This window comes from Marinobacter metalliresistant, from assembly GCF_038098645.1.
GTDB classification, from domain to species: Bacteria; Pseudomonadota; Gammaproteobacteria; order Pseudomonadales; family Oleiphilaceae; genus Marinobacter; species Marinobacter metalliresistant.
This window is the reverse complement of record NZ_CP101118.1, coordinates 2,076,602-2,102,959: the sequence shown is the minus strand read 5'-3', so window position 1 is coordinate 2,102,959 and position 26,358 is coordinate 2,076,602. Positions and strand designations below refer to the sequence as shown.

The following is a 26,358-nucleotide window of genomic DNA, read 5'->3' as shown; positions in this document are numbered from 1 at the left end:
GGACTGGTTTCCCTGACACCCGACAGTATGGCGTTACCCGGGACGTTTGTCAGCCCTCCCGCAGCCTGTCAGTTTGCCAGCCACCGGCCCGGATTGTCAGGTTTGCCATTGTGCCGAACCTCAAAATACAGGGCTGGAGAATCCGTGCCGCCGGTACGCCCGGCCAGGGCGATGGGTTCTCCGGCTGCCACCCAGTCTCCGGGGCTGGTAAACAGGCTGCTGCTGTGGCCATAGAGTGTCATGTAGCCGTCGCCGTGATCAATAATGGTGATCAGGCCAAAGCCCCGAAGCCAGTTGGCAAAAACCACCCGGCCATAATGAATTGCCCGTATCTCCGCTTCTTCTTCGGTGCCGATGAGAAGGCCGGTGCGTCGCAATCTGCCATCGGCGTACCTGTCTCCGTAGCCGCTGAGAACCTTGCCCTGTGCAGGCCAGGGCAGCTTGTCCCGTAGTGAAGCGAAGGGCCGGAATTCGTTGGGCGAAGGAATGTTATTGATCGCCTGCTGAACTTCCTCAAGCAGTTTTTCCAGCCGTTTGCGGTCGGATGCCAGTTCTTCCCGTTCGCCGAGCCGGTTCTTGATGTCGGCGTTGAGCGATGCGAGGGTTTGCTGCCGTTGCTTTCTGGATGCCGCCAATTCCTGCTGGCGCCTGGCCACATCATCTTCCGTTCGGGCCAGTTTCACCCGTGTCGCCTGCGCTGCGGCGCGGGTGTTTTTGAGTTCCTGTAGGCTTTCCCTGAACACCTCAAGGCGGGTGACCGTATCCTTGCTCAGATACTCGTAGTAAGTCATGGTCCGGGCGATCCTGTCCGGATCGATCTCATTCAGCAGAACCTTTACCGCCGGCGCGTCGCCCTCCATCCAGGCAGCCCGGATCTGTTTCTTCAGGCTCTCCCGTTGCCGGTCCAGCGTGCGGGTGAGTTCCTGCTCTTCTTTCTGCAGTTCCTTGAGTCGCTGTTGCTGCTGTTCCACCTGCTGGCGCAGGGAGCGGCGTTCCCGGGTCAGGCGGCTGATGGTGCGTTCAGTCGAAGCGAGCTGCTGCTCCAGGGAGGATCGGTCTTCTTCGGCATCCGCCAGCCAGTCATCTATCTCCTCAATACGTTCCTTGAGTTTCTCGATCTGGGCCGGTGTGACCTCTTGCTGGGAGATCGCCGGCGCCGCACCCAGAACAAGGGTTAGCGCCAGCATTGCAGGCAGTCGCAAGGGGTGGGTCCGCGCCGGGATCAACCGATCTGAACCAGGCTGTGCCCGGTCATTTCTTTCGGCTGGTCCAGTCCCATCAGGGTCAGCAGCGAGGGCGCCACGTCGCTCAGGCTGCCGTCGTTTTTCAGCGTCACCTTGCGGTGGCCGGTGTAGACCAACGGAACCGGGCCAATGGTGTGCGCGGTATGAACCTGCCCTGAATTGGGGTCAGTCATTTGCTCGCAGTTACCATGGTCCGCCGTAATCAGGGCTTCGCCGCCCACTTCATTCAGCGCTTCAACCACTCGCTTTACACACTCGTCGAGACACTCGGCGGCCTTGATGGCGGCAGCCAGCTTGCCGGTGTGGCCAACCATGTCGCCGTTGGCGTAGTTGCAGACAACCAGGTCGTATTTGCCGCTCTTGATGGCTTCTACGAGTTTGTCTGTTACTTCCGGCGCGCTCATTTCCGGTTGCAGGTCGTAGGTGGCGACTTTCGGGGAGGGGACCAGAATCCGGTCTTCACCCTCGAACGGTGTTTCCAGGCCGCCGTTAAAAAAGAACGTGACATGGGCGTATTTCTCCGTTTCAGCAATGCGGAGCTGGGTCTTGCCCTGATTTGCCACATATTCGCCGAGACCGTTGGTTAACTGCTCCGGGGGGTAGGCGCAGGATGCCTTGATGTCCGCCGCGTACTCGGTCAGCGTCACGAAATCCGCCAGTTCGGGGTGTTTGCGGCGCTTAAAACCGTTGAAGTCCGTCTCCACAAAAGTGCGGGTCATTTCCCGGGCACGGTCGGCCCGGAAGTTCATGAACAGAACCGTGTCGCCGTCGTTAATGGTGCCTTCTGGCTCCCCCGGTGCGTGAATACGAGTGGGCATCACGAATTCGTCATTCTCGCCGCGCTCGTAGGCCTGTTCCAGGCCGGAAACCGGGTCGACTGCCGTGAACTCGGCGGCGCCCTGGGTCATCAGGTTGTACGCGGCTTCAACACGATCCCAGCGGTTGTCGCGGTCCATGGCGTAATAACGGCCAACGATGGAGGCGACACGGCCTACACCCAGGCTCTTCAATCTGGCTGCTGCTTTCTCCAGAGAGGGCTTGGCACTGCGAGGCGGCATGTCCCGGCCGTCCAGGAAGGCATGTATGTAAACTTCCTTTGCACCACGAGCGGCAGCCAGTTCGGCAGCGGCCAGAATATGGTCTTCATGGCTATGCACGCCGCCCGGAGACATCAGCCCCATCAGGTGAACAGCGCGACCACTCTGAACGGCTTTATCGATGGCCGAGCAAAGCACTTCGTTGCTCTGGAAGGTGCCTTCTTCCAGATCCTTGTCGATCCGGGTCAGGCTCTGATAGACCACGCGCCCTGCGCCGAGGTTCATGTGGCCGACTTCCGAATTACCCATTTGCCCCTGAGGCAAACCAACAAACATGCCCGACGTGTTGAGCAGGGTCTTTGGCTGATTCTGCCAGAGCTTGTCCCAGAACGGGGTATTGGCGGTGCTGATGGCATTGTCTTCAGCCGGGTCGCGGTGGCCCCAGCCGTCCAGGATAATCAGGGCAGTCGGCTTGCGCATTGCAGTCATCATTCAGTCCGGAAGTAAAATGTTAGTAAATTTACTAAACTAAAAATTCAGTTTGTCTATTCTCGCATTTACAGGCCAGTTTCGTCACCTTCTGTCCGGGGAGCAGGCTGTGTATAATCCCGCCAAACTCATCATCGGGGTAAATTCATGGGCCGGTTGTTTGAATTTGTCGTTAATCACTACATTCTTGTGTCGCTGTTTGTGGCATTTCTGGTCGCGATTCTTATTCTGGAGTCCCGTCGTGGCGGTGCCAAGATCTCGGCCCAGGGCGCAGTTAACCTCATCAACAAGGATGAGGCCATCGTGGTGGACATCCGGGACCGGAAGGAATTCGGTGAAGGGCGCATTACCGGTTCCATCAATATTCCGCTGAACAGCCTCAAGAGCCGGGTTGCCGAGCTGAACAAGTTCAAAGACAAGCAGATTATTGTTGCTGACAAGATGGGCCAGCATTCAGCGATGGCGGTCAAGCAGCTGAACGCCGAAGGCTTCAGCAATGTTGTGCGTCTCAACGGTGGCGTTTCTGACTGGAAGGCCAGCAATCTTCCGCTGGTGAAGAAATAAGGCCACTCTTGATCTGAAGATCAATCTGCCGCACTGTTTCACATAAGCCGGCGTAGCCTCGACGTAAACTGTTCCGGCAGCAAACTCCACAACACTCCATAACAACGGGCCCCGGGCCCATGACCGAGAACGAAAGGACTGAACATGGCTGAGAATCAGCAAGCCGCAGCAGGCAGTGACAACCAGAACCAACCCCAGTTTGCCCTTCAGCGTATTTACGTGAAGGACCTGTCTTTTGAATCACCCAATTCTCCGGTGGTGTTTCAGGAGCAGTGGAAGCCACAGGTTAACCTGGACCTCAATACGTCCCACAACAAGGTGAGCGACAACCAGTACGAAGTTGTGCTTTCGCTGACCGTGACGGCCAAAGTGGGTGAGAAGGTTGCCTACATCGTCGAGATCCAGCAGGGTGGCGTGTTCCTGGTTCAGGGTATTGAAGGCCAGCAACTGGGTCAGATGCTCGGTGCCTACTGCCCGACTATCTTGTTCCCCTATGCCCGCGAAGCCATTGACGGCATCGTGAATAAGGGCAGCTTCCCGGCCCTGATGCTGGCGCCGGTGAATTTTGATGCCATCTACGCCCAGGCTCTGAAACGCAAGCAGGAAGAAGCGGCGGGTGAGGCGAAGGAAGAGCAGCAGACTCACTGAGGCTGGCACTTTCCGAATACGGGGTCAGATGAAAAAGGGGTCAGATGAAAAGTTCATCTGACCCCTTTTTCATCTGACCCCAACTTCACACTGCTCCGTTGAATCCCAGTTGCCGCCAGGCTTCGTAAACCACCAGCGCGGCGGTGTTGGAGAGGTTCAGGCTGCGGCTCTCAGGGCGCATGGGAACCCTGAGGCGATGTTCTGGCGGCAGGCCTTCACGGATACCGGCCGGCAGGCCCCGGGTTTCCGGGCCGAACATCAGATAGTCGCCGCCCTGATAACTCACTTCATGGTAGGGGTGGCTGCCTTTGGTGGTCAGCCCGAACAGGCGTTCCGGCTGCTCGCTGTCCAGAAAGCTCGGGTAGTCCTTGTGGACCTTAACCCGGGCGTACTCACTGTAATCCAGCCCCGCCCGCCGCATCTGTTTGTCTTCCAGGCTAAAGCCCAGGGGTTCGATCAGATGAAGCTGGCAGCCGGTGTTGGCGCACAGCCGGATGATATTGCCGGTATTCGGCGGTATCTCCGGTTCGTACAGCACCACGTGGAGCATGAAGCTTAGCGCTCGACAGCCAGGGCAACGCCCATGCCGCCGCCGATGCACAGGGTGGCCAGTCCCTTGTGGGCATCCCGGCGCACCATCTCATGAAGCAGCGAGACCAGGATGCGGCAACCGGAGGCGCCGATCGGGTGGCCCAGGGCGATGGCGCCGCCGTTGACGTTCACCTTGCTGGTATCCCAGCCCAGATCCCGGTTCACGGAGATGGCCTGGGCCGCGAAGGCTTCGTTGGCTTCCACCAGGTCCAGATCGTCAACGCTCCAGCCGGCCAGCTTCAGGCAGCGCTGGCTGGCCGGAATCGGGCCGGTTCCCATGATGGTGGGATCTACCCCTGCGTTGGCGTGAGCCTTTATGGTGGCCAGCGGCGTCAGCCCCAGTTCTTTGGCTTTTTCCGCGCTGCACACCATCACCGCAGCCGCTCCGTCGTTCAGTGACGAGGCGTTTCCAGCGGTGACAGTGCCGTCTTTTTTGAAAGCCGCACGAAGTTTGCCCAGTCCCTCGGCAGTCACGCCGTCACGGGGGCCTTCGTCCCGGTCAACCACGATCGGATCGCCTTTGCGCTGGGGAATGGAGACCGGAACAATCTGGCCATCGAAGTAGCCGGCTTCGCGAGCGGCAGCGGCTTTCTGCTGGGAAGCGGCGGCAAATTCGTCCTGCTCTTCACGGCTGATACCGTATTTCTCTGCGACGTTCTCGGCGGTAATGCCCATGTGGTAGTCGTTGAACGCGTCCCAGAGGCCATCGTTGATCATGGTATCCACCATGGACCAGTTGCCCATGCGCTGCCCATTGCGGCTGTTGGGCAAGACGTGGGGCGCCTGGCTCATGCTTTCCTGACCGCCGGCGATCATCATCTCGGCATCGCCACAGCGAATGGCCTGTGCCGCCATATGGACCGCTTTGAGGCCAGAGCCGCACACCTTGTTGATGGTCATGGCGGGCACCGATGCCGGAATGCCGGCGTTGATGGCGGACTGGCGGGCCGGGTTCTGGCCGCAGCCGGCAGTAAGGACCTGGCCAAGAACCACTTCGTTGATCTGGTCGCCGGCGACACCGGTTTCCTCCAGGAGCGCCTTGATGACGGCGGTCCCCAGCTGGTCTGCGCGCAGGCTGGAGAGACCTCCGCCAAAGGCTCCGATAGCAGTACGGCGGGCAGCAACAATAACGACATCACGCATGGGAATTCTCCGGGTCAATGGCGCGCGTGGGCCTGAGCCCCAGCGCGTGCAGGATTGAAAACTGCAAGTATTGTATCCGGAAAGCGGCGGTTGGCCAAAGTTAGCGGGCGGGGAACGCCGGGTGGCACTCTACATATTCAGGCTGCGGCCGCCATCGACGGCTAAAATTTGCCCGGTAATGAACGGCGCGTCGCAGATCAGGAAAGCGATGGTCCCGGCGATATCATCCGGGTTGCCGGTGCGCGCCAGCGGCGTTTTCTCGAGAATGGCCTGCTGGTGCTTTTCATCCATCGCGGCTCCCCCCTCCGGCCAGAGAATGGCTCCCGGCGAAACGCCGTTCACCCGCACATCGGGTGCCAGGTCTTTGGCCCATGAACGGGTCAGTGCAGCGAGGCCTGCCTTGCTGGCACAGTAAAGCGGGTGATCGGCAAGAGGCCTTTCGCTGTATATGTCGATCATGTTGACCACACTGCCTCCGTTTTCCCGCAGCGCCGGAAGGCAGGCCTGAAGCAGAAAGAATGGAGCCCGGAGATTGGTGTGCAGGACGGTGTTCCAGTCGTCCTCGGTGGCTACTTCTGTCGGGTTGGGGTAGAACGCCGAGGCATTGTTTACCAGTGCGTCGAGTCGGTCCCACGGGGTAATGGCCTCGCTCGCCAACCGGTTCACATCGCCAGTCAGGCCGAGATCAGCCTGAACCGCATAAGCGGAATCCGGGCGCTCCCGGTTCAGGTCTTCAACCAGCTCCCGGGCCTGCTGTTCCCTGCTCCGGTAGTGAACCACCAGATTCCAGCCCCTTTGATGAAGTGTCTTCGCCGTTTGCGCGCCAAGGCGATGGGCAGCGCCGGTGATCAGTGCAACGGGAGCAGTGGCGGGCATTTCAACTCCTCAGTGACTGGGCGGGGTGACGGCATCGGCAATGCGTTTCAGGCGTTCGGTACGGATCGCCTCCCCGAGTGCCTTGCCTTTATAACCATGGGTCAGAAGAGTCTTGGGGTCAACGCCGGTTGCGGCGTCGGAGGCGGTCCGAAGCAGTTTCAGGCTGTTCCGGCTATCCGGGAGGGCGCATTCCAGTACGTTAAGCAGTTGTGCGAAACGCCCCGGTCGGCGCCAGAAGTCCGCATGGTCGAGCCGATCCAGCAATGATTCACCCTCGGGATTCCGAGAGTTCATTTCCTGTACCTTTGGTATAAACGCCGTCGCCAGGCGTGCCAGATTCTGACAATCATTGGGAGCTTTCAGGACCTTGGCCCGGGCAATGGCTGCTTGCTCATCCAGAGGCGACAGCAGGGCGGCGAAGCGCTCTTCGGAACTGGTATCAGGTTGAGTATGGATGCAGCGAAGTGTCTCCATTGCCAGAGAGAAAACCTCTGACGGATCGAGTTCCGGAATCAGCACGCCAAGAGCCCCGCAGTCACGGAGAACCTCAAAGAACGCCTCTGGCGCCTGTTCGTGCAGAGCCCGCTGTATCTCCTGCCAGACCCGCTCCGGCACAAGGTGGTTTACTTCACCGGCATCCACCATGTTCTGCATCAGGGCCATGGTCTGGTCGCACACAGTAAATCCCAGGGGCCGGAAGCGGGCTGCGAAGCGGGCGGTGCGCAGGATTCGTAACGGGTCTTCGGCGAACGCCTCCGACACATGGCGCAGCTTCCGGTCTGCTAAATCGGCTTGGCCCTGGAAGGGGTCCACCAGATCGCCACCTTCGGTTTTCGCTATGGCGTTGATGGTCAGATCACGTCGCTTCAGGTCCTGTTCCAGGGTGACATCCGGTGCGCTGTATACGGTAAAACCATGGTAGCCACGTCCCTGCTTCCGCTCGGTACGGGCCAGCGCGTATTCCTCCCGGGTTCCCGGGTGCAGGAATACCGGAAAGTCCGCACCAACCTGTTTGAAGCCCTTGGCAAGCATTTCGTCAGGCGTTGCGCCAACCACGACCCAGTCCCGGTCCTTGACCTCAAGGCCGAGTAATTCATCACGAACAGCACCGCCAACCAGATAGGCTTGCATGGAATGCCTGATTCCTTTCGGAAAGTGTGCGTGGATTATCCGGTCTGGGAGGCAGGTTCGCAAATCCGGGAACGGTGAAATTGGGGTCAGATGAAATTTTCATCTGACCCCAATTTCAGTTTTTGATCAGAACGCGGTGCCAAGCTCCAGCGCAGCACCTACATCCGCATCGCTGTACAGGGCGCCGATATCAAGGCGGGCGCCCAGGATGTTCAGGCCGAGACCGGCGGTGAACTGGGTTTTTTCCTCGATGCCGTCGTTGTCTTCGTTGCTGGCCAGGTTATGGCGAACCCCGGCACGCAGCTGGGCATAGCGGAAGGCATCGAATTCAGCGCCCAGCGCCACCCACTGGGTATCGTCCTCAAAACCAAAGGCTTCCTTCCTGGTCAGATCAATTTGCGCGGTAACGACATGGTACTCGCCTTTATGGGCAATGCCGGTGGTGACCATCGGGTTAAGTTCGAGGGTCCGGACTTCCTCGCCCAGTGCCGGACGGCTGGCTGCGGAATCCAGCTCCATGGGGATGAGGTTTTTCACCACGATGCCGGCGTTCCATTGTTGTTCTTCACCGAAGGCATAGGCGGCGCCGATATCCATATTGAAGCCGCTTTTGTCGGTCTGGTATTGATCACCGTCGAAGTCGTTGTCCTCGAAAGCAGAGACACTCTCGGTGTACTGGAATGTTCTCAGTTCCACGTATTTCGGGGACAGTCCCAGTTGAAACTTATTGCCACTGGGGAGTTCAAACTGGCGTGCGAAGGAGATTCCGACTTCCCCGACTGCGGAGGCCAGGATTCTGCCTCGTGAGGTCAGGTCCAGGGTGCCATCCGGGTTGATAAGCTGGTCAATCGCGGTGTCGACATCCTGTGCATTCGCGGCATTGGCAATATCATCGAGCAAGCTTGTGTCCTGGCCAGAAACGTCGCCACGAACAGTCGCCGTCAGGCTGGCATTGGTAAACACACCCACGGCGAATGACTTGCCGGGGACCGCGAAACCCAGCCCCAGCCCTGCGTTTACTCGCATGGTGTCGCTGTCGAAGGCGGTCAGTCTGTCTCGGAGGTCGGCTGCACCATCCTGAATGATTTGCGGATCGTCCGTGTTCGGATCGAATCCAGAGACCAGGGATTCAAGGTCATCAATCACATCCTGAATATCATCAACCTGGTCAACCGTTTCTTCCTCGTCGGCGGCTCGGGCGTTAACTGATGGAAGCATCAATCCGAAGTCATCATTCCAGCTGTGGTGATCCGCAGCCATCATCGCGGGGTTGTCAGTCGGGGCCGTTGAAGGCGTTGCAACAGCAACACCGGTGCCGCCCATGGCAAAGGAGCGGGCAGACATAAAAGACTGGGGGCTGGCCAGTGCCGAGGTGGTGGCAACGGAGAGGCCAATGGCAGCAGAAAGCTTGGTTAGACGGTGTCCGGTCATGAAGAATCCTGTCGGGTAAAAGGCAAAATAAATATTACGTAACTGAAAGGTTAATGCAGAACGTTTTCCAGCACATGACACATGGGGTAACGGTTTGTTTTTGATGTGTAAACAGAGGCAGGTTTTTGCCGCATCGGGTTGACGGGTCGGTGCGCTTTGCGTCTGTTAACCGAAATATCAGGGGCTTAGAAAAACTGGCGTAATTCTTTCATGGCAAACCGGAAATGACGTTTTCTGGAGACAAGCAATGACCCTTCGCTGGATACTGATCCCTCTGCTGGCAACGAGTCTTGCTGCCTGTGCGCCGGTTGGCAGTTATCAGGGTGATGGCGGCAAACAGTCCCGGGAGGATACCAGGCTGGAGCCCATTACTGTTCGGGTGAGTGGTCTGGGGACCTATAAAGATGCCGGATCGGAGCGCTCGGACACCCGCAAGCGTCTGATGGCCCGGCGGGCTTCGCAACTGGATGCCTACCGGAACCTGGTTGAGCGGGTATACGGCACCGTGGTTTACGGCAGCTCCACCGTCAATGACTTCGTTTTGCGCAATGACACGTTCCGAACCTATGTCGACAGCTATCTCCGCGGCGCGAAGTTGGTCGCAGTCAACGAGCACAGCGACGGGGTTTTTGAAACGGTTATGGAGCTGAAGCTGGAACCCCGGTTCCGGGCCTGTGTTGCCAAGGTTGCAGAGGATCAGGTTCGGGACCTGTGCCCGATCCCCGTGCCGCGGGACAATGACAGTATTGGCGATGTGCAGAGCAAGGGCGTCGATTCCCTGTATTACCTTGAGTGATCGAAAATTATGAAGCGTTTGTCATCACTGCGTTTGTCATCACTGCGTTTGTCGTCACTGATAGTGCTGTGCGCCCTGGCCCTGCCGCTGGTGTTTGCCACCGGGGCGCAGGCCGTGGTTCTGGAAGGTGTGGGCCACGCCAGTATCTATAACGGGGATCTTGAGACCGCCCGTGCCGAGGCCCGCAAGGCCGCGATCAGGGATCTCTCGTTGCAGTATGAAGCCCGGGTGAGCACCCACGACACCATGGAAAACGGTGTTATCACCGAATCGCGGATACGCCTGGCTTCCAGTGCGCGGGCACGAAATGTACGGATTATTGACGAGTACCAGAGCGGCAATTTGCTGCGGGTGGTTGTACGGGGTGATATCAGTGAGAGTCGGGTAGGACAATGCAGTGCCGGTGAGTCGAGCCGGCTGAAGAAGCGAGTGGCGGTTACGGGGTTTCCGGTCCTGTATCCGGACCAGGCCAGGGTAGGGCGTATTGATGACGCCGGCGAAATCTTGCCGCACCAGCTGCAACAGCGGTTGATGGAGCAGGGTGGCTTTCAGGTCTTTGGCGCCACCACATCACGGGTGTTTACCGACCTTCTGAACGCACCCACTGTTTGGCAGGGCAACAACCAGCTGACCAATGTGTTACAGGTGGCTCGTGAAATGGAGGTTCAGTTTGTGGTAACGGGCGTTATCCGGGATCTGGGTGTGGCTGATCCCTCCGCCTGGGGCACATCGGTTCTGGACAGAATGCAGCGTGGCATTGGTGCGGTGGATCAGCAACGTCGGTTTGCTGCGGATCTTGTCGTTTATGACGGATTCAGCGGTTCCCCTGTCTATCAGCAGAGGTTCGCGACATCAGCAGATTGGGATGCAGGCCCCGGCAGCTCAGTCGGCTTTGGTTCGGAGGGGTTCCGGAAAACCGCCTATGGCCGGTCTGTAAATGGCGTCATTGAAGAAATGGCGACAGCGGTTACCGAGGCCCTGGCTTGTCAGCCGTTTATTACCCGGATTGCCCGGGTGGATGGGCATTTGGTGACGCTGGGATCCGGCGCAACTGCAGGGCTCAGGCCTGGCGACGAATTGAAGCTGTACCGGAGCACCGCTTACCTGGATTCACCCGGTGCCACGCCGGAACTGAACGATAGCCGGCTTTCTGTAACCCTGGACAGGGTTCAGCCTCAGTCCAGCCGCGGAACCATGCCGCAGCTGGGTGGCATGGTGAATATACAGAGGGATGATATTGCCATCCTGTGGTAGGCGTTGAGCTCATTCAGTCTGCGGCGTCAGCCACCTCGGCGGCGGCAATATCCCGGATCTTGCCGACCATGGCCCGCAGGCCATTGCCTCGGGTGGGGGAGATGTGGCGGAACAGATCCAGCTGCTCGAACAGCTCATCAATGTCGGTTGCCAGCAGGTCCCGTGGGGGTTTCCCGTTCAGTGCTACCAGAATGATGGCGGCCAGGCCACGAACAATCATGGCATCTGAATCAATCAGCAGGTAGAGACGGCCGCTGGCGTCGTCGTAATGGTGAATCAGCCAGACCTGGCTCTGGCAGCCGTGCACATAGTTCTCTTCAATCCGGGCTTCGTCCGGAAAGGCCGGCAGCTGTTTGCCCAGGTCGATAATGTAGGCGTAGCGCTCTTCCCAGTCGTCCAGCAACTCGAAGCCATCCAGAACGTCTTCGAGGGTGGTGTCTCTACCGAGCGGGTTGTTCAGGAAATCGTCTTTAGTGGCGGTCATGTGGTTGCTACTGTTATGAAAACGCGGTCAGATGAAAGCGTTCATCTGACCCCATGTTAGCGGTTTGAAGCCTGCGGGGAAAACGGGGTCAGAAGAAGGCTTTCTTCTGACCCCACCTTCAACCTTCACAGCATCCCCAGTTCAAGCTTGGCTTCATCGGTGAGCATGTCGTTGCTCCAGGGCGGATCGAAGGTCAGTTCCACGGTCACCTTGTCGACGTTCGGCACATGTTCGAGCTTGCGCTTGACGTCTTCGGTGATCACCGGCCCCATGCCACAACCGGCAGCGGTTAGCGTCATTCTGACGTACACGTGGTTGCCGTCTTCGGTGCCGTTCTCGATCTTGCATTCGTAGATCAGGCCGAGGTCCACTACGTTAACCGGAATTTCCGGGTCGTAGCAGTTGCGCATCGCTTCCCACACCTGATTTTCGTTGACGGTGCCGTCTTCCGGTGTGTCGAAGCTGCTTTCCAGTGGCTGCTTGCCAAGGGCGTCGGCGTCATGGCCCTCGATGCGGGCAAGGTTGCCGTTGACTGCAACGGTGAAGGTACCACCCAGTGACTGTGTGATGGTCACGAAGGTGTCCGAAGGAATCATGATCTCTGTCCCGGAAGGAACGAGTCTGGCTTCCACCTCGCGTTTGGTCAGGACCACTTCCCGTTCTTGCATGCCCAGACTTGCCTCGCTGTATCCTGTGTTTATTAGTGTGGGGTCAGATGAACTTTTCATCTGACCCCAATTTCATCTGACCCCAATTTCACGCTACGGTAAAACTCTCGCCGCACCCGCACTCGGCGGTCGCATTCGGATTGCGGAACTGGAACATGGAGTTCACGCCTTCGGTGACAAAATCGATCTCGATGCCGTTCACCAGTGGCAGGTGTTCCTCTTTAACGAAGACGTCAACGCCATCAATATGAAACACCCTGTCGTCGGCTGCGGCTTCTTCCACCCACTGGGTTTCGTACTTGAAGCCGGAGCAACCACTTTTCCTGATGGCCAGCCGGATGCCTTTGGCCTCCGGTTTCTTCTCCAGTTGTTTGCGCACGTGTGTGACCGCGCTGGGCGTCATGGTGACGGCGACGGTCGGGGTGAAGATTTCAGCTGTCATGATTCCATCTCCATCAGGCAAACAGGCGCTGGACTTTCCGCAGGGCGGTAAACAATGCTTCCACCTCGTCCAGGGTATTGTAGAACGCAAAGGAGGCCCGGGCTGTACCGGGAACTCCGTAGAAATCCATCAGCGGCATGGCGCAGTGGTGGCCGGTGCGGATGGCGATACCCTGCTGATCCAGCAGGGTGCCTATATCACTGGGGTGCAGGCCGGCAATTTTAAAGGACATCACCGGCACTTTCCGTTTTGCGGTGCCAATGATTTCCATGCCCGGAACGGTTTCCACCAGTTGGTTGGCCCGCTCGAGCAGCGCCGATTCCGCGGTTTCCATAGCCTGGCGATCCAGACCCTGGAGATAGTCGATGGCCGCCCCCAGGCCCACGGCTTCGGCAATGGCCGGCGTGCCGGCTTCAAACTTGTAGGGCAGGGTGTTCCAGGTGGTGCGCTCGAACGATACCCGCTCAATCATTTCGCCACCGCCCTGGTAGGGAGGCATCTCCTCCAGCAACTGGGCCTTGCCGTAGAGCACACCAATGCCGGTGGGGCCAAACAGTTTGTGGGATGAGAACACGTAAAAGTCGCAACCCAGCGCCCGGACATCCGGCTGGTAATGGGGTACCGCCTGTGCGCCATCCACCAGGGTGATGATGCCGAGGGCCTTGGCCTGCTCGATCAGCGCCGCCACCGGATTGACCGTGCCCAGCACGTTGGAAACATGGGTGATTGCCAGTACCCGGGTCTTCCCGTTCAGCAGGCTGGTGAAGGATTCCAGGTCCAGCTCACCTTCCGGCGTTACCTGGATGGGAACCACTTTCGCGCCGGTACGCTCGGCAATCATCTGCCAGGGCACAATGTTGGCGTGATGCTCCATGTGGCTGACCAGGATCTCGTCGCCGGCCTTCAGTCGCGGGGCCAGGCCGTTGGCGACCAGGTTAATGGCCTCGGTGGTGCCACGGGTCCAGATGATTTCCCGGGTGCTGTCGGCGTTCAGGAACCCGCGAACCGTCTCTCTGGAACCTTCGAAGGCGACCGTGGCCCGATCCCCGAGAGTGTGGGCACCCCGGTGAACGTTGGAGTGCATTTCCCGGTAATAGCGGTCCATGGCGTCCAGCACTGCCTCTGGCTTCTGGGCCGAAGCGGCATTGTCCAGATACACCAGCGGCTTTCCGTTCACCTGCTGTGACAGGATCGGGAAGTCCTGGCGAATGGCCTCCACATCGAAGGTCGGGCGCCTGGTTGTGTTTGCCACGGACAGATCGGTCATAGCCGGTTACGCCTCCTGGAATGTCTGTTCAAAGAACTGGTTCAGCCGGCCCTGGGCCGTTTCCCGAACGGTTTCTACCGGGATCTGCTCCACCAGCTCGTTGATGAAGGCCATGGTGAGCAGGACATTGGCTTCGCGCCGGCCGATACCTCGTGAAACCAGGTAAAACAGCGAGATTTTGTCGAGTTGGCCGATGGTGGCGCCATGGGCACACTTGACGTCGTCTGCGTAAATTTCCAGTTCCGGCTTGGTGTCGATTTCTGCGCCATTGGACAGCAGCAGGTTCTTGTTGTTCATATCCGCGCTGGACTTCTGGGCGTCCTGATGGATATGAATCCGGCCGTTGAAAATCGCGTGGGACTGATCCGCGGCAATGTTGCGATAGGTTTCTTCGCTGTTGCAGCGGGCCGCCACGTGCTCAATGGTGGTGTGGTTGTCGTAGTGCTGTTTGCCCTGGGTTACCACCACGCCGTTGAGCTTGCACTCCGCCCCTTCACCTTCCAGGCGAACCTGCAGGTCGTGCCGGCGCAGGAGGCCGCCGAAGCCGACGCAGTGGCTTTCAAAGCGGGAGCTGCGTTGCTGCAGGACGCCGGTTGCGCCAATATGCTGAACATTCTCGCCTTCCATGTTCAGGCGGATGCTGGTGACGTCGGCACCTTCACCAAGGTTCAGCTCGGTTACCGTATTCACCATGACCGATTCGCTGCCGCCGGAGATGTACTCTTCCACCAGGGTGATCTGGCTGTTAGCGCCGGCGTCCACGTAAATGCGCGGGTAGGCAGAGCCGCTGGCATCAGCACTGGTTTCATGAACAATGAACAGTGGCTGGTCCAGAACCGCGCCGGGCTTCAGACGAATCAGCAGGCCATCTTCAAACCGCGCGGTATTGAGGCGGGAGATCTGCACTGACTGGCTATCCAGGGCGTGATCCAGGCGCCCGGCCAGCCAGGTGGCGGTGTCGCTGTCCAGGTCCTCGAAGCGCTCAATGGTTATGCCATCCAGGTCCGGGTAGTCGCTGGCTTCCGGCATCATGATGCCGTTCAGCAATACTACCTTGTAGCCGGGCACCGCCAGACTGCTGCCGGACTTGCCTTCCGCGGGCAGCGAGATGGCCATATCGTCGGTCAGCTTCAGGTACTTGCTCGAGTACTTCCAGTTCTCTGTTTTCCGGGTGGGCAGCGGCAGATCCACAAGGCTGGAGCCCTGCTGCTTGCGCAGCGCAGCCAGAGGCTCCGGCAATGAGTGCCCGGCCGGATGCAGGAACGCGGTAGAAAGGGTTGGTGCTGGCTTCATTCCGCGACCTCCTTTTTAGTTGCCGGAAACGTTGGCTGTGCTGTCGGCGGTTTCTTCATCCTTGATGCCGAGCCAGCCGTAGCCACGTTCTTCCAGCTCCAGGGCCAGCTCACGGCCGCCGGATTTAACGATCTTGCCCCCGGCCAGCACGTGCACGTAATCCGGCACAATGTGGTTCAGCAGGCGCTGGTAGTGGGTCACCATCAAAATGGCGCGGTCTTTTGCGCGCAGGGCGTTAACGCCGTTGGAGACCACCTGCAGGGCGTCGATGTCCAGCCCGGAATCGGTTTCATCCAGAATGGCCAGCTTCGGCTGCAGCAGGAGCGCCTGCATGATTTCGTTCCGTTTTTTCTCACCGCCGGAGAAGCCTTCATTGACCCCGCGTTTCAGGAAGGCCGGATCCAGATCTACCTGTTTGGAGACCTCCTTGGCCAGCTTCATGAACTCCGCCGCGTTCATCTCGCCTTCGCCCTTGTGGTGACGCATGGCGTTCACGGCGGTGCGAAGGAACTGAAGGTTGCTCACGCCGGGAATCTCCACCGGGTACTGGAATGCCAGGAAAATGCCTTCGCGGGCGCGTTCCTCGGTTTCAAGCTCCAGCAGGTTTTCGCCATTCAGGGTAATTTCCCCCTCGGTGACTTCAAATGCTTCGTTGCCTGCCAGCACCTGCGACAGGGTGCTCTTACCAGAGCCGTTGGGGCCCATGATGGCGTGAACTTCCCCGGCCTTGATCTCCAGGTTGATACCCTTGAGGATTTCTTTGTCCTCAACGGATGCGTGCAGGTTCTTGATGCTCAGCATTTGTCGGCTTCTCTCTGTATTCTGAAATTCTGTATGTAAATTAAACCGTTTCGGTGCCCGCAAAACGTTCGGCGCAGCGAGGCAAAATAGTTAACCAACGGACCCTTCGAGGCTCACTTCGAGCAGCTTGCCGGCCTCGACAGCGAACTCCATCGGCAGTTCCCTGAACACCTCCTTGCAGAAGCCGTTCACGATCATGGACACGGCCTGCTCCGGATCGATACCACGCTGGCGGCAGAGGAACATCTGCTCATCGCTGACCTTGGACGTGGTGGCCTCGTGCTCGACAATGGCGGACTTGTTCTTGCTCTCTATGTACGGGAAGGTGTGCGCGCCGCAGCGGTCGCCAATGAGCAGCGAATCACACTGGGTGAAGTTGCGCGCGCCTTCCGCGCCGGGGCCGAATTTCACCAGCCCGCGATAGGCGTTGGAGCTCTTGCCGGCGGAGATACCCTTGGAGATGATGGTGCTGGAGGTATTCTTGCCCAGGTGGATCATCTTGGTGCCGGTGTCGGCCTGCTGGTAATTATTGGTCAGCGCCACGGAATAGAATTCGCCCACGCTGTTGTCGCCGCGCAGTACGCAGCTCGGGTACTTCCAGGTTACCGCTGAACCGGTCTCGACCTGGGTCCAGGAGATTTTGGAGTTCTTGCCGATGCAGGCGCCGCGCTTGGTCACGAAGTTAAAGATGCCGCCCTTGCCTTCTTCGTCGCCCGGGTACCAGTTCTGCACGGTGGAGTATTTGATCTGGGCATCGTCCAGGGCCACCAGCTCAACCACGGCCGCGTGCAGCTGGTTTTCGTCTCGCATGGGCGCGGTGCAGCCCTCGAGGTAGCTCACGTAGCTGCTGTCTTCGGCGATGATCAGGGTGCGCTCGAACTGGCCGGTGTTGGCTGCGTTGATGCGGAAGTAGGTGGACAGCTCCATGGGGCAGCGCACGCCCTTGGGCACATACACGAAGGTGCCGTCGGAGAAGACCGCCGAATTCAGTGCGGCAAAGAAGTTGTCGCCGTGGGGTACCACGGTGCCCAGATACTTCTGTACCAGCTCCGGATAATCGCGGACGGCCTCGGAGATGGAGCAGAAAATCACGCCGGCTTTGGCGAGGGGCTCCTTGAAAGTGGTCGCGACGGAAACGGAATCGAATACGGCATCGACGGCTACGCCAGCCAGCTTTTCGCGCTCGTGGAGGGGGATGCCCAGCTTTTCGTAGGTTTTCAGCAGTTCCGGATCCACCTCGTCCAGGCTCTGGGGCATGTCTTCGGGGCGCTTGGGCGCGGAATAGTACGAAATCGAGTTGTAATCGATTTTCGGGTAGCCCACGTGGGCCCAGTCCGGCTCGTCCATCTCGAGCCAGCGACGGTAGGCTTTCAGGCGCCACTCCAGCATCCATTCCGGTTCTTTCTTGAGGCCGGAAAGGCGGGCGATAACGTCTTCATTAAGGCCGGGTTCGAACGTGTCGGATTCAATGTCTGTTACGAATCCGTACTCGTATTCCCGTTTGATCAGCTCGTTCACCTCGGTGTCGGTGGTCGCCATGATCGTCGCTCCGTATTCTCTCATCGCGGGCTTGCGCCCTTGGTGTCGCCGGCAGCCTCATAGGCGGGCTGTCGATCGGATGTCATCAGTTTGGGTGTTGCCAGTAGTCGCTCATCCGGTGAGTGCGCCCTGCAATCGCTTTTTTGGATGACGGATTTCTGGTGGCCTGATGCTGAAAAGTAAGCAGAAAAACAGGCTGAATCCGTTGCTTCTGGCTGGCGATTATACAATACCAGAGTAAATTAGTCAGGTATTAATTTGTGCGTGAGGTGATTATACCTTAATCGGCCTTTGGGGCACTAAGGGGGCTGCCAATAGCCTTGATAGTCTGGCCTCGGGCAGGACGGCGTATTATGGAGGGGGGCGTCAGGCGGGTCTGCCTCCCAAAACACGCCGTGAACCCGTCCATGGGGGGCTCGGCATTGCCATCCATGGCAATGCACGGTTTTGGGAGGCAGACCCGCCTGACGCCTCAAACTAATTGCTATTCGCTGGCGGGAAGGATTCTGGTCAGGTAGGTGAAATCCAGAGATTTTGGCAAATGTTCTGGTTTCGGAATTCTCACGATATGGCCACTGCCCGGGGCATACTCCATGGTTTCGCCGTTCCGGTTTTCCATGATATCAGCGGAGAAACGAATATTACCGGCCGGGTTGATCAGTTCCAGTTGGTCGCCTGGGGCGAATTTGTTTTTCACGTCGATGGTCAGCCATCGGTCATCCGCATCCGTTATGGTGCCTACAACCTGCTGGGTGCCGAGGAACGATGAGCCCTGTTCGTAGGTCTGGTATTCCCGGGGTACGTGCCGGCGGAGGAAGCCTTCGGTGTAGCCGCGGTTGGAGAGGGCTTCGAGTTCGTCCATCAGGTTCATGTCAAAGGGCTTGCCGTGTACGGCCTCGTCGATGGCCCGGCGGTACACCTGGGTGGTGCGGGCTACGTAGTAGGTGCTTTTGGTGCGGCCTTCGATTTTCAGGGAGTGGACGCCCATTTTGGTCAGTTCCGCTACGTGCTGGACGGCCCTCAGGTCTTTCGAGTTCATGATGTAGGTGCCGTGTTCGTCCTCGTAGGCGGGGATGAAGCCTCCGGGGCGATTGGGCTCTTCCAGCAGGAGCTCTTTTGGCTCCACGTCTTGCACACCGCCGCTGCAGGTGGCGATCAGGTCGCCGGTCTGGTCATGGCTGTGCTGGACTTCCTTGTAGTTCCAGCGGCAGGCGTTGGTGCAGGCGCCCTGGTTGGCGTCCCGGTGGTTCATGTAGCCGGAGAGCAGGCAGCGGCCGGAGTAGGCCATGCACAGGGCGCCGTGCACGAAGACTTCCAGTTCCATGTCCGGGACCCGGTCGCGGATCTCGCGAATTTCGTCAAGAGCCAGTTCTCTGGAAAGGATTACCCGGCTGATGCCCTGTCTGCGCCAGAACTCCACAGTTGCCCAGTTAACGGCGTTGGCCTGCACCGAGAGGTGTATGGGCTGGTCCGGCCATTTTTCCCGCACCAGCATGATCAGTCCGGGGTCAGACATGATCAGGGCATCGGGTTTTTGTTCCAGTACCGGCTCCAGGTCTTTCAGATAGCTGCGTACCTTGTTGTTGTGAGGTGCTATGTTGGAGACAAGGTAGAACTGTTTGCCAAGTTCATGGGCTCTTGCGATTCCGGAGCCGAGGGCTGCAACATCCTTGAAACTGTTGTTCCTTACTCTCAGGGAGTAGCGGGGCTGGCCGGCGTAGACGGCATCCGCACCGTAGGCGAAGGCGGTTTCGAGGTGTTCAGGGGTGCCTGCGGGGGCAAGCAGTTCCGGGGTGTTCATGTTGGCTCCGGGTGGTCCGTTCAGGTCAGTCTGGTTGGCGGGCCCTGGCAGGGGATGCCGCCATTCTGAAAAGCGGGGTATTTTGCCGTACGTTGGCGGAGGTTCCCTTGACCCTGCTCAAAGGTAGTATTGATTGTTTTCGGCTAACAAGTGTACGCTCACAGCGTCGGCCAATATGGCCACAGAATCGGAAAAGAGGAGTTCCAGATGGGATCAAAGCCTCTGACGCCAGAGGTGGCGCGGGCTTCGCTGAGTCTTAGGGTGAGTTCCCTGATCAGTGTACAGCTTGCCCGTGGCAAGGTTGGTGTGGAAGTCGTGGCGTCGCAGCTGCATATGAGCCGCTACACGCTGCACAAGAAGCTGAAGCGGGAAGGGCTGACGTTTGCCCGCCTGCTTGAGGAGGTTCGCCGTAAACAGGCGCTGACCTACATGCAGGATAAAACCAAGCCACTGGTGGAAATTGCAGAGCAGCTCGGGTTCTCGGAATTGAGCGCATTCAGCCGGGCTTTCAAGCGCTGGATGGGAACATCCCCGGCTGAATATCGTTCTGTCAGGCTGTCCTGATCCGGCTCAGACCTTTTTGAACACCAGCGAGGCGTTGGTGCCGCCAAAGCCGAAGCTGTTGCTCATTACCAGGTCCAGATTCTGGTTGTCCATGCGCTCCCGAACGATCGGGTAGCCTTCGGCCCCTTCATCGAGGGTCTGGATGTTGGCCGACGGAGCAATGAAACCCTCGCGCAGCATGATCAGGCTGTAAATGGCCTCATGCACGCCTGCCGCACCCAGGGCATGGCCGCACAGGGGTTTGGTGGAGCTCAGCGGCGGGATTTTGTCGCCGAAGGTTTCCTTCAGTGCTTTCAGCTCGGTGATATCGCCTGCCGGGGTGCTGGTGCCGTGAGTGTTGACGTAGCTGATCTCGCCGTCCAGATGCTTCATGGCCTGCTTCATGCAGCGCACCGCGCCCTCGCCGCTCGGGGCAACCATATCGGCACCGTCGGAAGTCGCACCGAAGCCGACGATCTCCGCCAGAATGTTTGCGCCGCGTGCTTCTGCGTGTTCCAGCGCTTCAAGGGCCAGAACACCGCCGCCACCGGAAATAACGAAACCGTCCCGGTTTGCGTCATAGGTGCGGGACGCCAGTTCCGGCGTGTCGTTGTACTTGGTGGACAGGGCGCCCATGGCGTCGAACAACAGACTCAGGGTCCAGTGGATGTCCTCGCCGCCGCCGGCAAACATTACATCCTGGCGCCCCAGCGCAATCAGGTCTGCAGCGTGGCCAATGGCGTGTGCACTGGTGGCACAGGCGGAGGTAATGCCGTAGTTGATGCCGCGGATGCCAAAGCCGGTTGAGAGGGAGGCGTTAATGGCGCTGCCCATGGTGCGGGGCACGCGATAGGGGCCCACCCGGCGGATGCCGCGGTCACGGTGCGTGTCGATGGAATCGAGCAGCTCAACGGTGGAGGCGCCCCCCTGGCCGAAAATAATGCCTGTGGTGTCGGCCTTGATGTGCTTGTCGGTCAGGCCGGCCTGTTCGATGGCTTCAAGCATGGCCAGGTAGGTATAGCCTGAGGCCGGGCACATGAAGCGCCAGAGTTTGCGGTCGATCAGTTCCGGAAGGTTCAGGTTTATCTGGCCACAGACGTGGCTGCGGAGGCCCTTGTCCCGTGCTTCTTCGCTGAAGCCGATGCCGGGACGGGAATCCTTGAGGGACTGGGCAACGTCCTTCTGGTTGGTGCCAAGGCTGGAAACAATGCCCATACCAGTAATTACAACACGACGCATCTTGTTAACTCCTAAAAATCATCGGTCGAGGTGAACATGCCAACCCGGAGGTCCTTGGCGGTGTAGATTTCCCGGCCGTCCACTTCCATCCGGCCATCGGCAATTGCCATGGTCAGTTTGCGCCTGATCACGCGCTTGAGATCCAGGCGGTAGGTCACCTTTTTGGCAGTAGGCAGCACCTGGCCGGTAAACTTTACTTCACCGGAACCCAGGGCACGGCCCTTGCCTTCTCCGCCACCCCAGGCCAGAAAGAAGCCGACCAGCTGCCACATGGCGTCCAGCCCCAGGCATCCGGGCATAACGGGATCATCAACAAAGTGCACCTTGAAGAACCAGAGGTCCGGGTTGATGTCGAGTTCCGCCAGGATACTGCCCTTGCCATACAGGCCATCGTTGTCTGCTATATGCGTGACGCGGTCGAACATCAGCATCTCATCAATGGGCAGACGCATGGAGCCAGGGAAGAGTGTGCCGTGGCCACATTTGATCAGGTCTTCTTTATCAAAATGATCCGGGTTCATAGTGCCAGTATCTCAGTTACAAAATGATTTCCTCATACTTTAGCGCGAATTGGGCGTTTCGGTATTGACCTTTAGTGGATGATTGCCTTTTTTGCCGGGGTGAGGGGTTGATGGTCATCAAAGATCTGCCAGCGGCATGGTGGTAACGTGTGAACCGGCCCTTGAACAGAGCCGTTGATACACCGGATACCGTGGGATTCCTTGGGGAATATGCAACTCATGATTCGGTATGTATGGGTTTGCGGCTATGAAAAGTAAGAAATATAAATGTTCAGGGTCTTTTATTTGTCTGCTGGCCCGCAGGTATGGGGCAAGGTGGAATGGTATAAAAGGAGGGCGCATTGATGGCACTGGATGCTGATGACATTCAGGGAAACATCTGGCGTGAGGGAGAGTGGGTTGTCGCCCGGCTGCAACGAAAAATCGGATATGCGCCCGAGGTCGTCTGGAAAATGCTGACGGATTCCGTGTGCCTCAGCCAGTGGCTGGCACCGGGCACTCTGGAACAGGAGCGGGGTGGCAGGGTCAAGCTGGATTTTGGCAACAGTGGCACACCCATCGATTGCCGGATCAGCGCTTGCGAACCCCACTGTCTGCTGGCGTATTCCTGGAGTGCCGGCGATGATCCGGAACGGCCACTGGTCTGGGAGTTGTCCCCGGACGGTGGCGGGACGATCCTTACCCTCACGCTTTTTCTCCCTGACGACGAGTTGATCGCCATTGCCTGTGCGGGCTGGGATGCGCACCTGGAAATGCTGATGGCGGCGATGGAAGGCATCAGAATTTCATTTCCGGCCGCCCGTTTTCACGAGTCGCGGTCCGCATTTGCCGAGTTGGCGCGGAAAAACTGGCAGCCTGAGTGGGCTGAACGGTAAAGGCAGGCTCCCGGGCCTGCCTTTTTTCGTCTGCCTTTATTCGAGTGTTCCGGGCGTTTATCCGTCGCGGCCGTCCGGGCGTGGGCTGGCCAGTACCCGGGTGTAGCGGAACAGGAACATACCAAACGCGAACAACCAGAGCAGCGCGCTGGCGCTGATTCCCGGGTGCCAGCTGATAACCTCGAAGGCTGTCAGCACCCGGATAAGTGCGGCCAGGTGAATGGCGATGAATGCGGTCACCATGCCTGTGGGCAGAACCAGCGGCCGGCCGGTGTGACCGAGGGAGACGCGGGCGATGACGCCGAAAATCAGGCAGGCCACTGCGCCCGTGCCGGCGGCGTGGCTCCAGGCGTTGGATGGCCAGCCGGCAAGCAGTGTGCCGGCCAGCAGGAACAGGGCCACGGGCACCCAGAGGATGGACAGGTGCAGAATCCAGAGCAGTGGTTCCTTACGAACCAGCCAGCCTTTCCAGCCTGCCAGTCGCACCAGCATCAGGGTGCCTGCAACAATGGCCAATACGCCGGTGACGGTTTGCCAGCCAGTGACCAGGGAGACCATCAGCAGAATCAGGCTGAACAATGTGGTCATATCCAGGGCTGGGACAGTTTTCACGGCAGCGCTGTCCAGCCCTCGTTGATGAAGCCAGCCGGTGGTAAAGGCCGGAGTGATGCGCCCACCAATGATGCTGATCAGCGCCATGGCCATGATCAGGGCACCGTAGCTGAAGGTCATATCCAGTTGGGTCACGAATCCTATCTGCATCAGCCAGAGCAGCCCCAGAACCAGCAGGATCAACAGCTGGCGCTTCTGGCGGGCGCGCCAGATCCGCCAGCCGGCATCCAGCATGACCAGGGGCAGAAATGCCAGGTTCACGGTATGCACAAGCCAGTCCGGCAGGCCCGCACCGAAAGCAAGCAGCAGGCGGCCGGCCAGCCAGACGCCCCAGAGCAATACCAGTCTGGTTCCGTAGGTGCGCTCCGTCTGGGTCCACACGCAGACTGCGGTCAGCAGGAAGCCGGCGATGCCTGCCGACAGGAAACCGAACAACATCTCATGCTGATGCCAGAACAGGCCCGGCAGGGCCAGGGGCAGGCTGATCACACCATTGACCTGCATGATCCAGAGGGGGATCGCAAGCAGCGCCAGTACCGTCATGGACAGGAAGAAAATCCGGAACGGATAGCTGAAAAGCTGGCTGACGCTGGCGGCTTCGGTTTGGCTGGTGGTGGGGATCGCCGGCATGGTTGTCTCCGCTTATACATATAATTACAGTACATGTTATACGCGAGCCGATAGAAAGAACATACCCGGTTCGGGGTATCTTTGCGTACAATGCCGCCATCGTTTTGATTCACAACGGGATGATTTATGAGTGCCTACCTAATTCTCAAGCACCTGCACATGACCACGGCCTATCTGACCGTTGTGCTGTTTGCTCTGCGTCTGCTGCTGGATGCGGTTGGCAGGCCCGACTGGCGGAAAACACCGTTGCGCTGGATTCCGCATGCGAATGACACGGTCTTGCTGATAGCGGCCATCAGCCTGTTGTTTGTGACGCCCTGGATGCCATTCGTGAATGGCTGGCTGACGGCCAAGATCTTCCTGCTGGTTGGCTACATCATCGCCGGTCTGTTTGCCCTGAAAACCTCTCTGGGCAGGCCGGCCCGGGTGTTTGCAGCCATTCTGGCGTTCGTCCAGATCGGCGTCATTTTCCACCTGGCCATGACCAAGCCGGTGTTTGGCTGATCAGCGCCGCTCCGAGATCTGCCGGGTCTGCTCCTGCAACTGTGCCTGCACCGACTGGAGCTGCCGGGCGATCTCATCCCGTTCATCGTGGGCTTTCTGGGCCTGTTTGGTATTCTGTTCCTCGCCCATGACCTCCAGGATGGCGCCGATCATCATGTTCAGGAAGACGAAGGCGGTCAGGAAGATGAAGGTCAGGTAGTACAGCCAGCTGAGCGGGTACTGCTCCATGGTGGCGTACATCACAAATACCGATTAGATATATGCAGAAAACGTTTCCTTTGAGACTGTGAGGGAGGAATTACAGGCAGTTAGTGGCATAACTGGTGCCCATCCAGAAACTAATAAACAGCTGATTTTCAAATAATAATTCTGAGAATGGATAAAAAATCCTCTTGGTTCTGGTATGTTTTAAGTGCGAACCAAAAACATCAACAATCAAGAGGATCCCGCATGCGAGAAACCCGCAATGCTCAGGCCAGTATATTCGAACATTACTCGAATGGCTCTGACCACGCTCAAAAGTAAGATCAAATACCGCCTGAGCCGGAGTAAGGATACGGTTTTTACGCCGAAGGACTTTCTTGACCTCTCCGGGAGAGATCAGGTGGGTCGCGTATTGCGTGATCTTATTCTGGAAGGGGTTGTTATTAGGTTTGGCTATGGATTGTACGCCAAAGCTGATAAATCACCGTATTCTGGCAAGGTTGTACCGAAGAAGCCCTTGCCTGCCTTGGCTGAAGAAGCATTGAACAAGTTGGGAGTGAAGGTGGTTGCCTCGACCGCCAAGGAGCTCTATAACAGTGGCAAGTCAACGCAGGTCCCGACTGGACGGGTAATTGGTGTAAAGGGGCGTGTATCACGCAAAATGGGCTATAACGGACAGTCGGTGAAGCTAGAGCATGTCGCTTGATAGAGATGTCGCAGAATATCTAGGGAAGAGGGGGTAGACCCCGCTTTTATCGAAAAAGACTGGCACGCCGTGAGGGTGTTGGAAGCTCTTTCCCGTTACTCCCATGAGGGCATCACGACCATCTTCACAGGTGGCACTAGCCTTTCAAAAGGCCATGGCCTTTTGAAAGGCTTTTCCGAAGACCTTGATTTCAGGGCGCGGATAGACGGGACTTTGGGGGGCAATCAACTCAAAAAGCTAAGAAGTGCCTTTCGGAAAAGTGTTATCAACGTATTACGCGAGATCGAAGACCTCTCATTTGAAGAGGACGACATTGTCGTTGATGGCTTGGGTTTCAAAATTCAGCTTGCTTACCCGAAAGAATTTGAAGCTCCCCAAGGAATCAGGCCCGAGCTTCAGATAGAGTTCAGTTACACACAGCCTCGATTAGACCCCGAGGATCGTCCCATCGCGTCCATGATTGCTCGTTATAAGGGTGATCCAGACGAAACGGGCTTTCTCTGCCTCTCGCCTGTCGAAATAGCGGCGGATAAGTTCAGTAGCCTTATCTGGCGGGTACACAAACGGGACAGAGGCAACGAGAAAGACGATCCGGCCATGCTTCGCCACCTTCATGACTTAAGTGCCCTGAAAGGCATGGTCGAAGCAAATAATGCTCTTTTCACTGATACCACACTGGAATCTTTTGCGACCGACCAGCAAAGACTGAACCGTCAGGTTGGTATGGAGTTGAAAGACGCCGCGCTGAAAGCCTCTACTATCATGCAGAGCGATGCTTTCTATCAGGAGGAGTATCAGCAATTTGTGGATGCTATGTTCTATGTCCGTGACGATGAACGAATCGATTTCGCACAGGCGCTGGATAATTTTCAAAAGCTGGCGAATTTGTTGGACGCCTAACACAGAAACGAATACGGCTGATGTGTCACCTATCTCCTGAATCAGTGACTTCGTTATCAATATACAAGGCAGGTAGTCGGTTTAGACAGGCCGTACCGGGTTTGGTCGTGACTCAGGGTGTTTTG

At 58.1% G+C, this 26,358-nt stretch carries 28 protein-coding genes; 9 read left to right on the top strand and 19 right to left on the bottom strand.

Annotated elements, in window-relative coordinates; genetic code table 11:
- Positions 1-68 precede the first annotated feature (68 nt).
- Together NLK58_RS09900 and gpmI are read right to left on the bottom strand one after the other, a co-directional pair.
- A complete protein-coding gene (locus NLK58_RS09900) occupies positions 69-1,202 on the bottom strand; it encodes a peptidoglycan DD-metalloendopeptidase family protein (RefSeq protein ID WP_341582730.1) in 1,134 nt (377 codons plus the stop codon).
- 20 nt (positions 1,203-1,222) lie between these two features.
- Complete coding sequence (gene gpmI / locus NLK58_RS09895) at positions 1,223-2,770, bottom strand: 2,3-bisphosphoglycerate-independent phosphoglycerate mutase (RefSeq protein WP_341582793.1); 1,548 nt, start codon at positions 2,768-2,770, stop codon at positions 1,223-1,225.
- Between the two features lie 147 nt (positions 2,771-2,917).
- Here gpmI and NLK58_RS09890 point away from each other — a divergent pair, with 147 nt between their 5' ends.
- Both NLK58_RS09890 and secB read left to right on the top strand, forming a co-directional pair.
- Complete coding sequence (locus tag NLK58_RS09890; RefSeq protein ID WP_117618344.1) at positions 2,918-3,334, top strand: rhodanese-like domain-containing protein; 417 nt, start codon at positions 2,918-2,920, stop codon at positions 3,332-3,334.
- Positions 3,335-3,478: 144 nt separating this feature from the next.
- Positions 3,479-3,982 carry a protein-export chaperone SecB gene (secB, locus tag NLK58_RS09885; RefSeq protein ID WP_117618343.1) on the top strand — a complete coding sequence of 168 codons (504 nt, stop codon included), beginning with the start codon at positions 3,479-3,481 and terminating at the stop codon, positions 3,980-3,982.
- 85 nt (positions 3,983-4,067) lie between these two features.
- Here secB and trmL read toward each other — a convergent pair whose 3' ends face one another.
- The 5 genes from trmL to traF all read right to left on the bottom strand — a co-directional run bounded on the left by trmL (position 4,068) and on the right by traF (position 9,154).
- Positions 4,068-4,532 (bottom strand): tRNA (uridine(34)/cytosine(34)/5-carboxymethylaminomethyluridine(34)-2'-O)-methyltransferase TrmL, encoded by a 465-nt coding sequence (gene trmL, locus NLK58_RS09880; RefSeq protein WP_117618342.1) that lies wholly within the window; start codon positions 4,530-4,532, stop codon positions 4,068-4,070.
- A 5-nt stretch (positions 4,533-4,537) separates the two neighbouring features.
- Positions 4,538-5,716, bottom strand: coding sequence for an acetyl-CoA C-acetyltransferase (locus tag NLK58_RS09875; RefSeq protein ID WP_117618341.1), 1,179 nt, complete (start codon positions 5,714-5,716; stop codon positions 4,538-4,540).
- A 129-nt stretch (positions 5,717-5,845) separates the two neighbouring features.
- Positions 5,846-6,592, bottom strand: a complete 747-nt coding sequence (locus NLK58_RS09870; protein WP_117618340.1) for a pteridine reductase — start codon at positions 6,590-6,592, stop codon at positions 5,846-5,848.
- Positions 6,593-6,601: 9 nt separating this feature from the next.
- Complete coding sequence (locus tag NLK58_RS09865; protein ID WP_341582729.1) at positions 6,602-7,723, bottom strand: multifunctional CCA tRNA nucleotidyl transferase/2'3'-cyclic phosphodiesterase/2'nucleotidase/phosphatase; 1,122 nt, start codon at positions 7,721-7,723, stop codon at positions 6,602-6,604.
- A gap of 126 nt (positions 7,724-7,849) precedes the next feature.
- A complete protein-coding gene (gene traF, locus NLK58_RS09860; RefSeq protein ID WP_341582727.1) occupies positions 7,850-9,154 on the bottom strand; it encodes a conjugal transfer protein TraF in 1,305 nt (434 codons plus the stop codon).
- Between the two features lie 247 nt (positions 9,155-9,401).
- Between traF and NLK58_RS09855 the strand changes: the two genes are divergently transcribed.
- The gene (locus NLK58_RS09855) at positions 9,402-9,950 is read left to right on the top strand and encodes an LPP20 family lipoprotein (RefSeq protein WP_117618337.1); all 549 of its coding nucleotides are present in this window, start codon (positions 9,402-9,404) and stop codon (positions 9,948-9,950) included.
- A gap of 9 nt (positions 9,951-9,959) precedes the next feature.
- Positions 9,960-11,204, top strand: coding sequence for a flagellar assembly protein T N-terminal domain-containing protein (locus NLK58_RS09850; protein WP_341582725.1), 1,245 nt, complete (start codon positions 9,960-9,962; stop codon positions 11,202-11,204).
- 13 nt (positions 11,205-11,217) lie between these two features.
- Here NLK58_RS09850 and NLK58_RS09845 read toward each other — a convergent pair whose 3' ends face one another.
- The 8 genes from NLK58_RS09845 to yegQ form a co-directional block, all read right to left on the bottom strand.
- A complete protein-coding gene (locus tag NLK58_RS09845) occupies positions 11,218-11,688 on the bottom strand; it encodes a SufE family protein (RefSeq protein ID WP_117618335.1) in 471 nt (156 codons plus the stop codon).
- Between the two features lie 125 nt (positions 11,689-11,813).
- Entirely contained in the window at positions 11,814-12,356 is a 543-nt protein-coding gene (gene sufT, locus NLK58_RS09840) for a putative Fe-S cluster assembly protein SufT (RefSeq protein ID WP_117618334.1), read from the bottom strand.
- Between the two features lie 88 nt (positions 12,357-12,444).
- Positions 12,445-12,798, bottom strand: coding sequence for an iron-sulfur cluster assembly accessory protein (locus NLK58_RS09835; protein ID WP_117618333.1), 354 nt, complete (start codon positions 12,796-12,798; stop codon positions 12,445-12,447).
- Positions 12,799-12,811: 13 nt separating this feature from the next.
- A complete protein-coding gene (locus tag NLK58_RS09830; RefSeq protein WP_117618332.1) occupies positions 12,812-14,065 on the bottom strand; it encodes an aminotransferase class V-fold PLP-dependent enzyme in 1,254 nt (417 codons plus the stop codon).
- Positions 14,066-14,071: 6 nt separating this feature from the next.
- On the bottom strand, positions 14,072-15,358 hold the full coding sequence (gene sufD / locus NLK58_RS09825) for a Fe-S cluster assembly protein SufD (protein WP_117618331.1): 1,287 nt from the start codon (positions 15,356-15,358) through the stop codon (positions 14,072-14,074).
- Between the two features lie 15 nt (positions 15,359-15,373).
- Positions 15,374-16,159: a Fe-S cluster assembly ATPase SufC gene (gene sufC / locus NLK58_RS09820; protein ID WP_117618330.1), complete on the bottom strand. Its 786-nt coding sequence runs from the start codon at positions 16,157-16,159 to the stop codon at positions 15,374-15,376.
- Positions 16,160-16,249: 90 nt separating this feature from the next.
- Positions 16,250-17,698: a Fe-S cluster assembly protein SufB gene (gene sufB / locus NLK58_RS09815; RefSeq protein ID WP_117618329.1), complete on the bottom strand. Its 1,449-nt coding sequence runs from the start codon at positions 17,696-17,698 to the stop codon at positions 16,250-16,252.
- 484 nt (positions 17,699-18,182) lie between these two features.
- On the bottom strand, positions 18,183-19,499 hold the full coding sequence (gene yegQ, locus NLK58_RS09810; RefSeq protein WP_117618328.1) for a tRNA 5-hydroxyuridine modification protein YegQ: 1,317 nt from the start codon (positions 19,497-19,499) through the stop codon (positions 18,183-18,185).
- A 207-nt stretch (positions 19,500-19,706) separates the two neighbouring features.
- On the opposite strand from yegQ, the gene NLK58_RS09805 reads away from it, so the two are divergent.
- The gene (locus NLK58_RS09805) at positions 19,707-20,063 is read left to right on the top strand and encodes a helix-turn-helix transcriptional regulator (protein ID WP_117618327.1); all 357 of its coding nucleotides are present in this window, start codon (positions 19,707-19,709) and stop codon (positions 20,061-20,063) included.
- A gap of 6 nt (positions 20,064-20,069) precedes the next feature.
- Here NLK58_RS09805 and fabB read toward each other — a convergent pair whose 3' ends face one another.
- Entirely contained in the window at positions 20,070-21,281 is a 1,212-nt protein-coding gene (gene fabB / locus NLK58_RS09800) for a beta-ketoacyl-ACP synthase I (protein ID WP_117618326.1), read from the bottom strand.
- Positions 21,282-21,292: 11 nt separating this feature from the next.
- Positions 21,293-21,802, bottom strand: coding sequence for a bifunctional 3-hydroxydecanoyl-ACP dehydratase/trans-2-decenoyl-ACP isomerase (gene fabA, locus NLK58_RS09795; protein WP_341582720.1), 510 nt, complete (start codon positions 21,800-21,802; stop codon positions 21,293-21,295).
- Positions 21,803-22,146: 344 nt separating this feature from the next.
- Here fabA and NLK58_RS09790 point away from each other — a divergent pair, with 344 nt between their 5' ends.
- The gene (locus tag NLK58_RS09790; protein ID WP_117618324.1) at positions 22,147-22,677 is read left to right on the top strand and encodes an SRPBCC family protein; all 531 of its coding nucleotides are present in this window, start codon (positions 22,147-22,149) and stop codon (positions 22,675-22,677) included.
- Positions 22,678-22,734: 57 nt separating this feature from the next.
- Here NLK58_RS09790 and NLK58_RS09785 read toward each other — a convergent pair whose 3' ends face one another.
- A complete protein-coding gene (locus tag NLK58_RS09785; protein WP_341582716.1) occupies positions 22,735-23,919 on the bottom strand; it encodes an NnrS family protein in 1,185 nt (394 codons plus the stop codon).
- A gap of 126 nt (positions 23,920-24,045) precedes the next feature.
- Between NLK58_RS09785 and NLK58_RS09780 the strand changes: the two genes are divergently transcribed.
- The gene (locus NLK58_RS09780; protein WP_341582715.1) at positions 24,046-24,423 is read left to right on the top strand and encodes a SirB2 family protein; all 378 of its coding nucleotides are present in this window, start codon (positions 24,046-24,048) and stop codon (positions 24,421-24,423) included.
- Here the strand turns inward: NLK58_RS09780 and NLK58_RS09775 are convergent, their stop codons facing one another.
- Positions 24,424-24,663: a hypothetical protein gene (locus NLK58_RS09775; RefSeq protein ID WP_341582713.1), complete on the bottom strand. Its 240-nt coding sequence runs from the start codon at positions 24,661-24,663 to the stop codon at positions 24,424-24,426.
- 172 nt (positions 24,664-24,835) lie between these two features.
- Between NLK58_RS09775 and NLK58_RS09770 the strand changes: the two genes are divergently transcribed.
- Both NLK58_RS09770 and NLK58_RS09765 read left to right on the top strand, forming a co-directional pair.
- Positions 24,836-25,333 (top strand): DUF6088 family protein, encoded by a 498-nt coding sequence (locus NLK58_RS09770; RefSeq protein WP_341582712.1) that lies wholly within the window; start codon positions 24,836-24,838, stop codon positions 25,331-25,333.
- A gap of 69 nt (positions 25,334-25,402) precedes the next feature.
- Positions 25,403-26,233, top strand: a complete 831-nt coding sequence (locus NLK58_RS09765; RefSeq protein WP_341582710.1) for a nucleotidyl transferase AbiEii/AbiGii toxin family protein — start codon at positions 25,403-25,405, stop codon at positions 26,231-26,233.
- Positions 26,234-26,358: the final 125 nt, after the last annotated feature.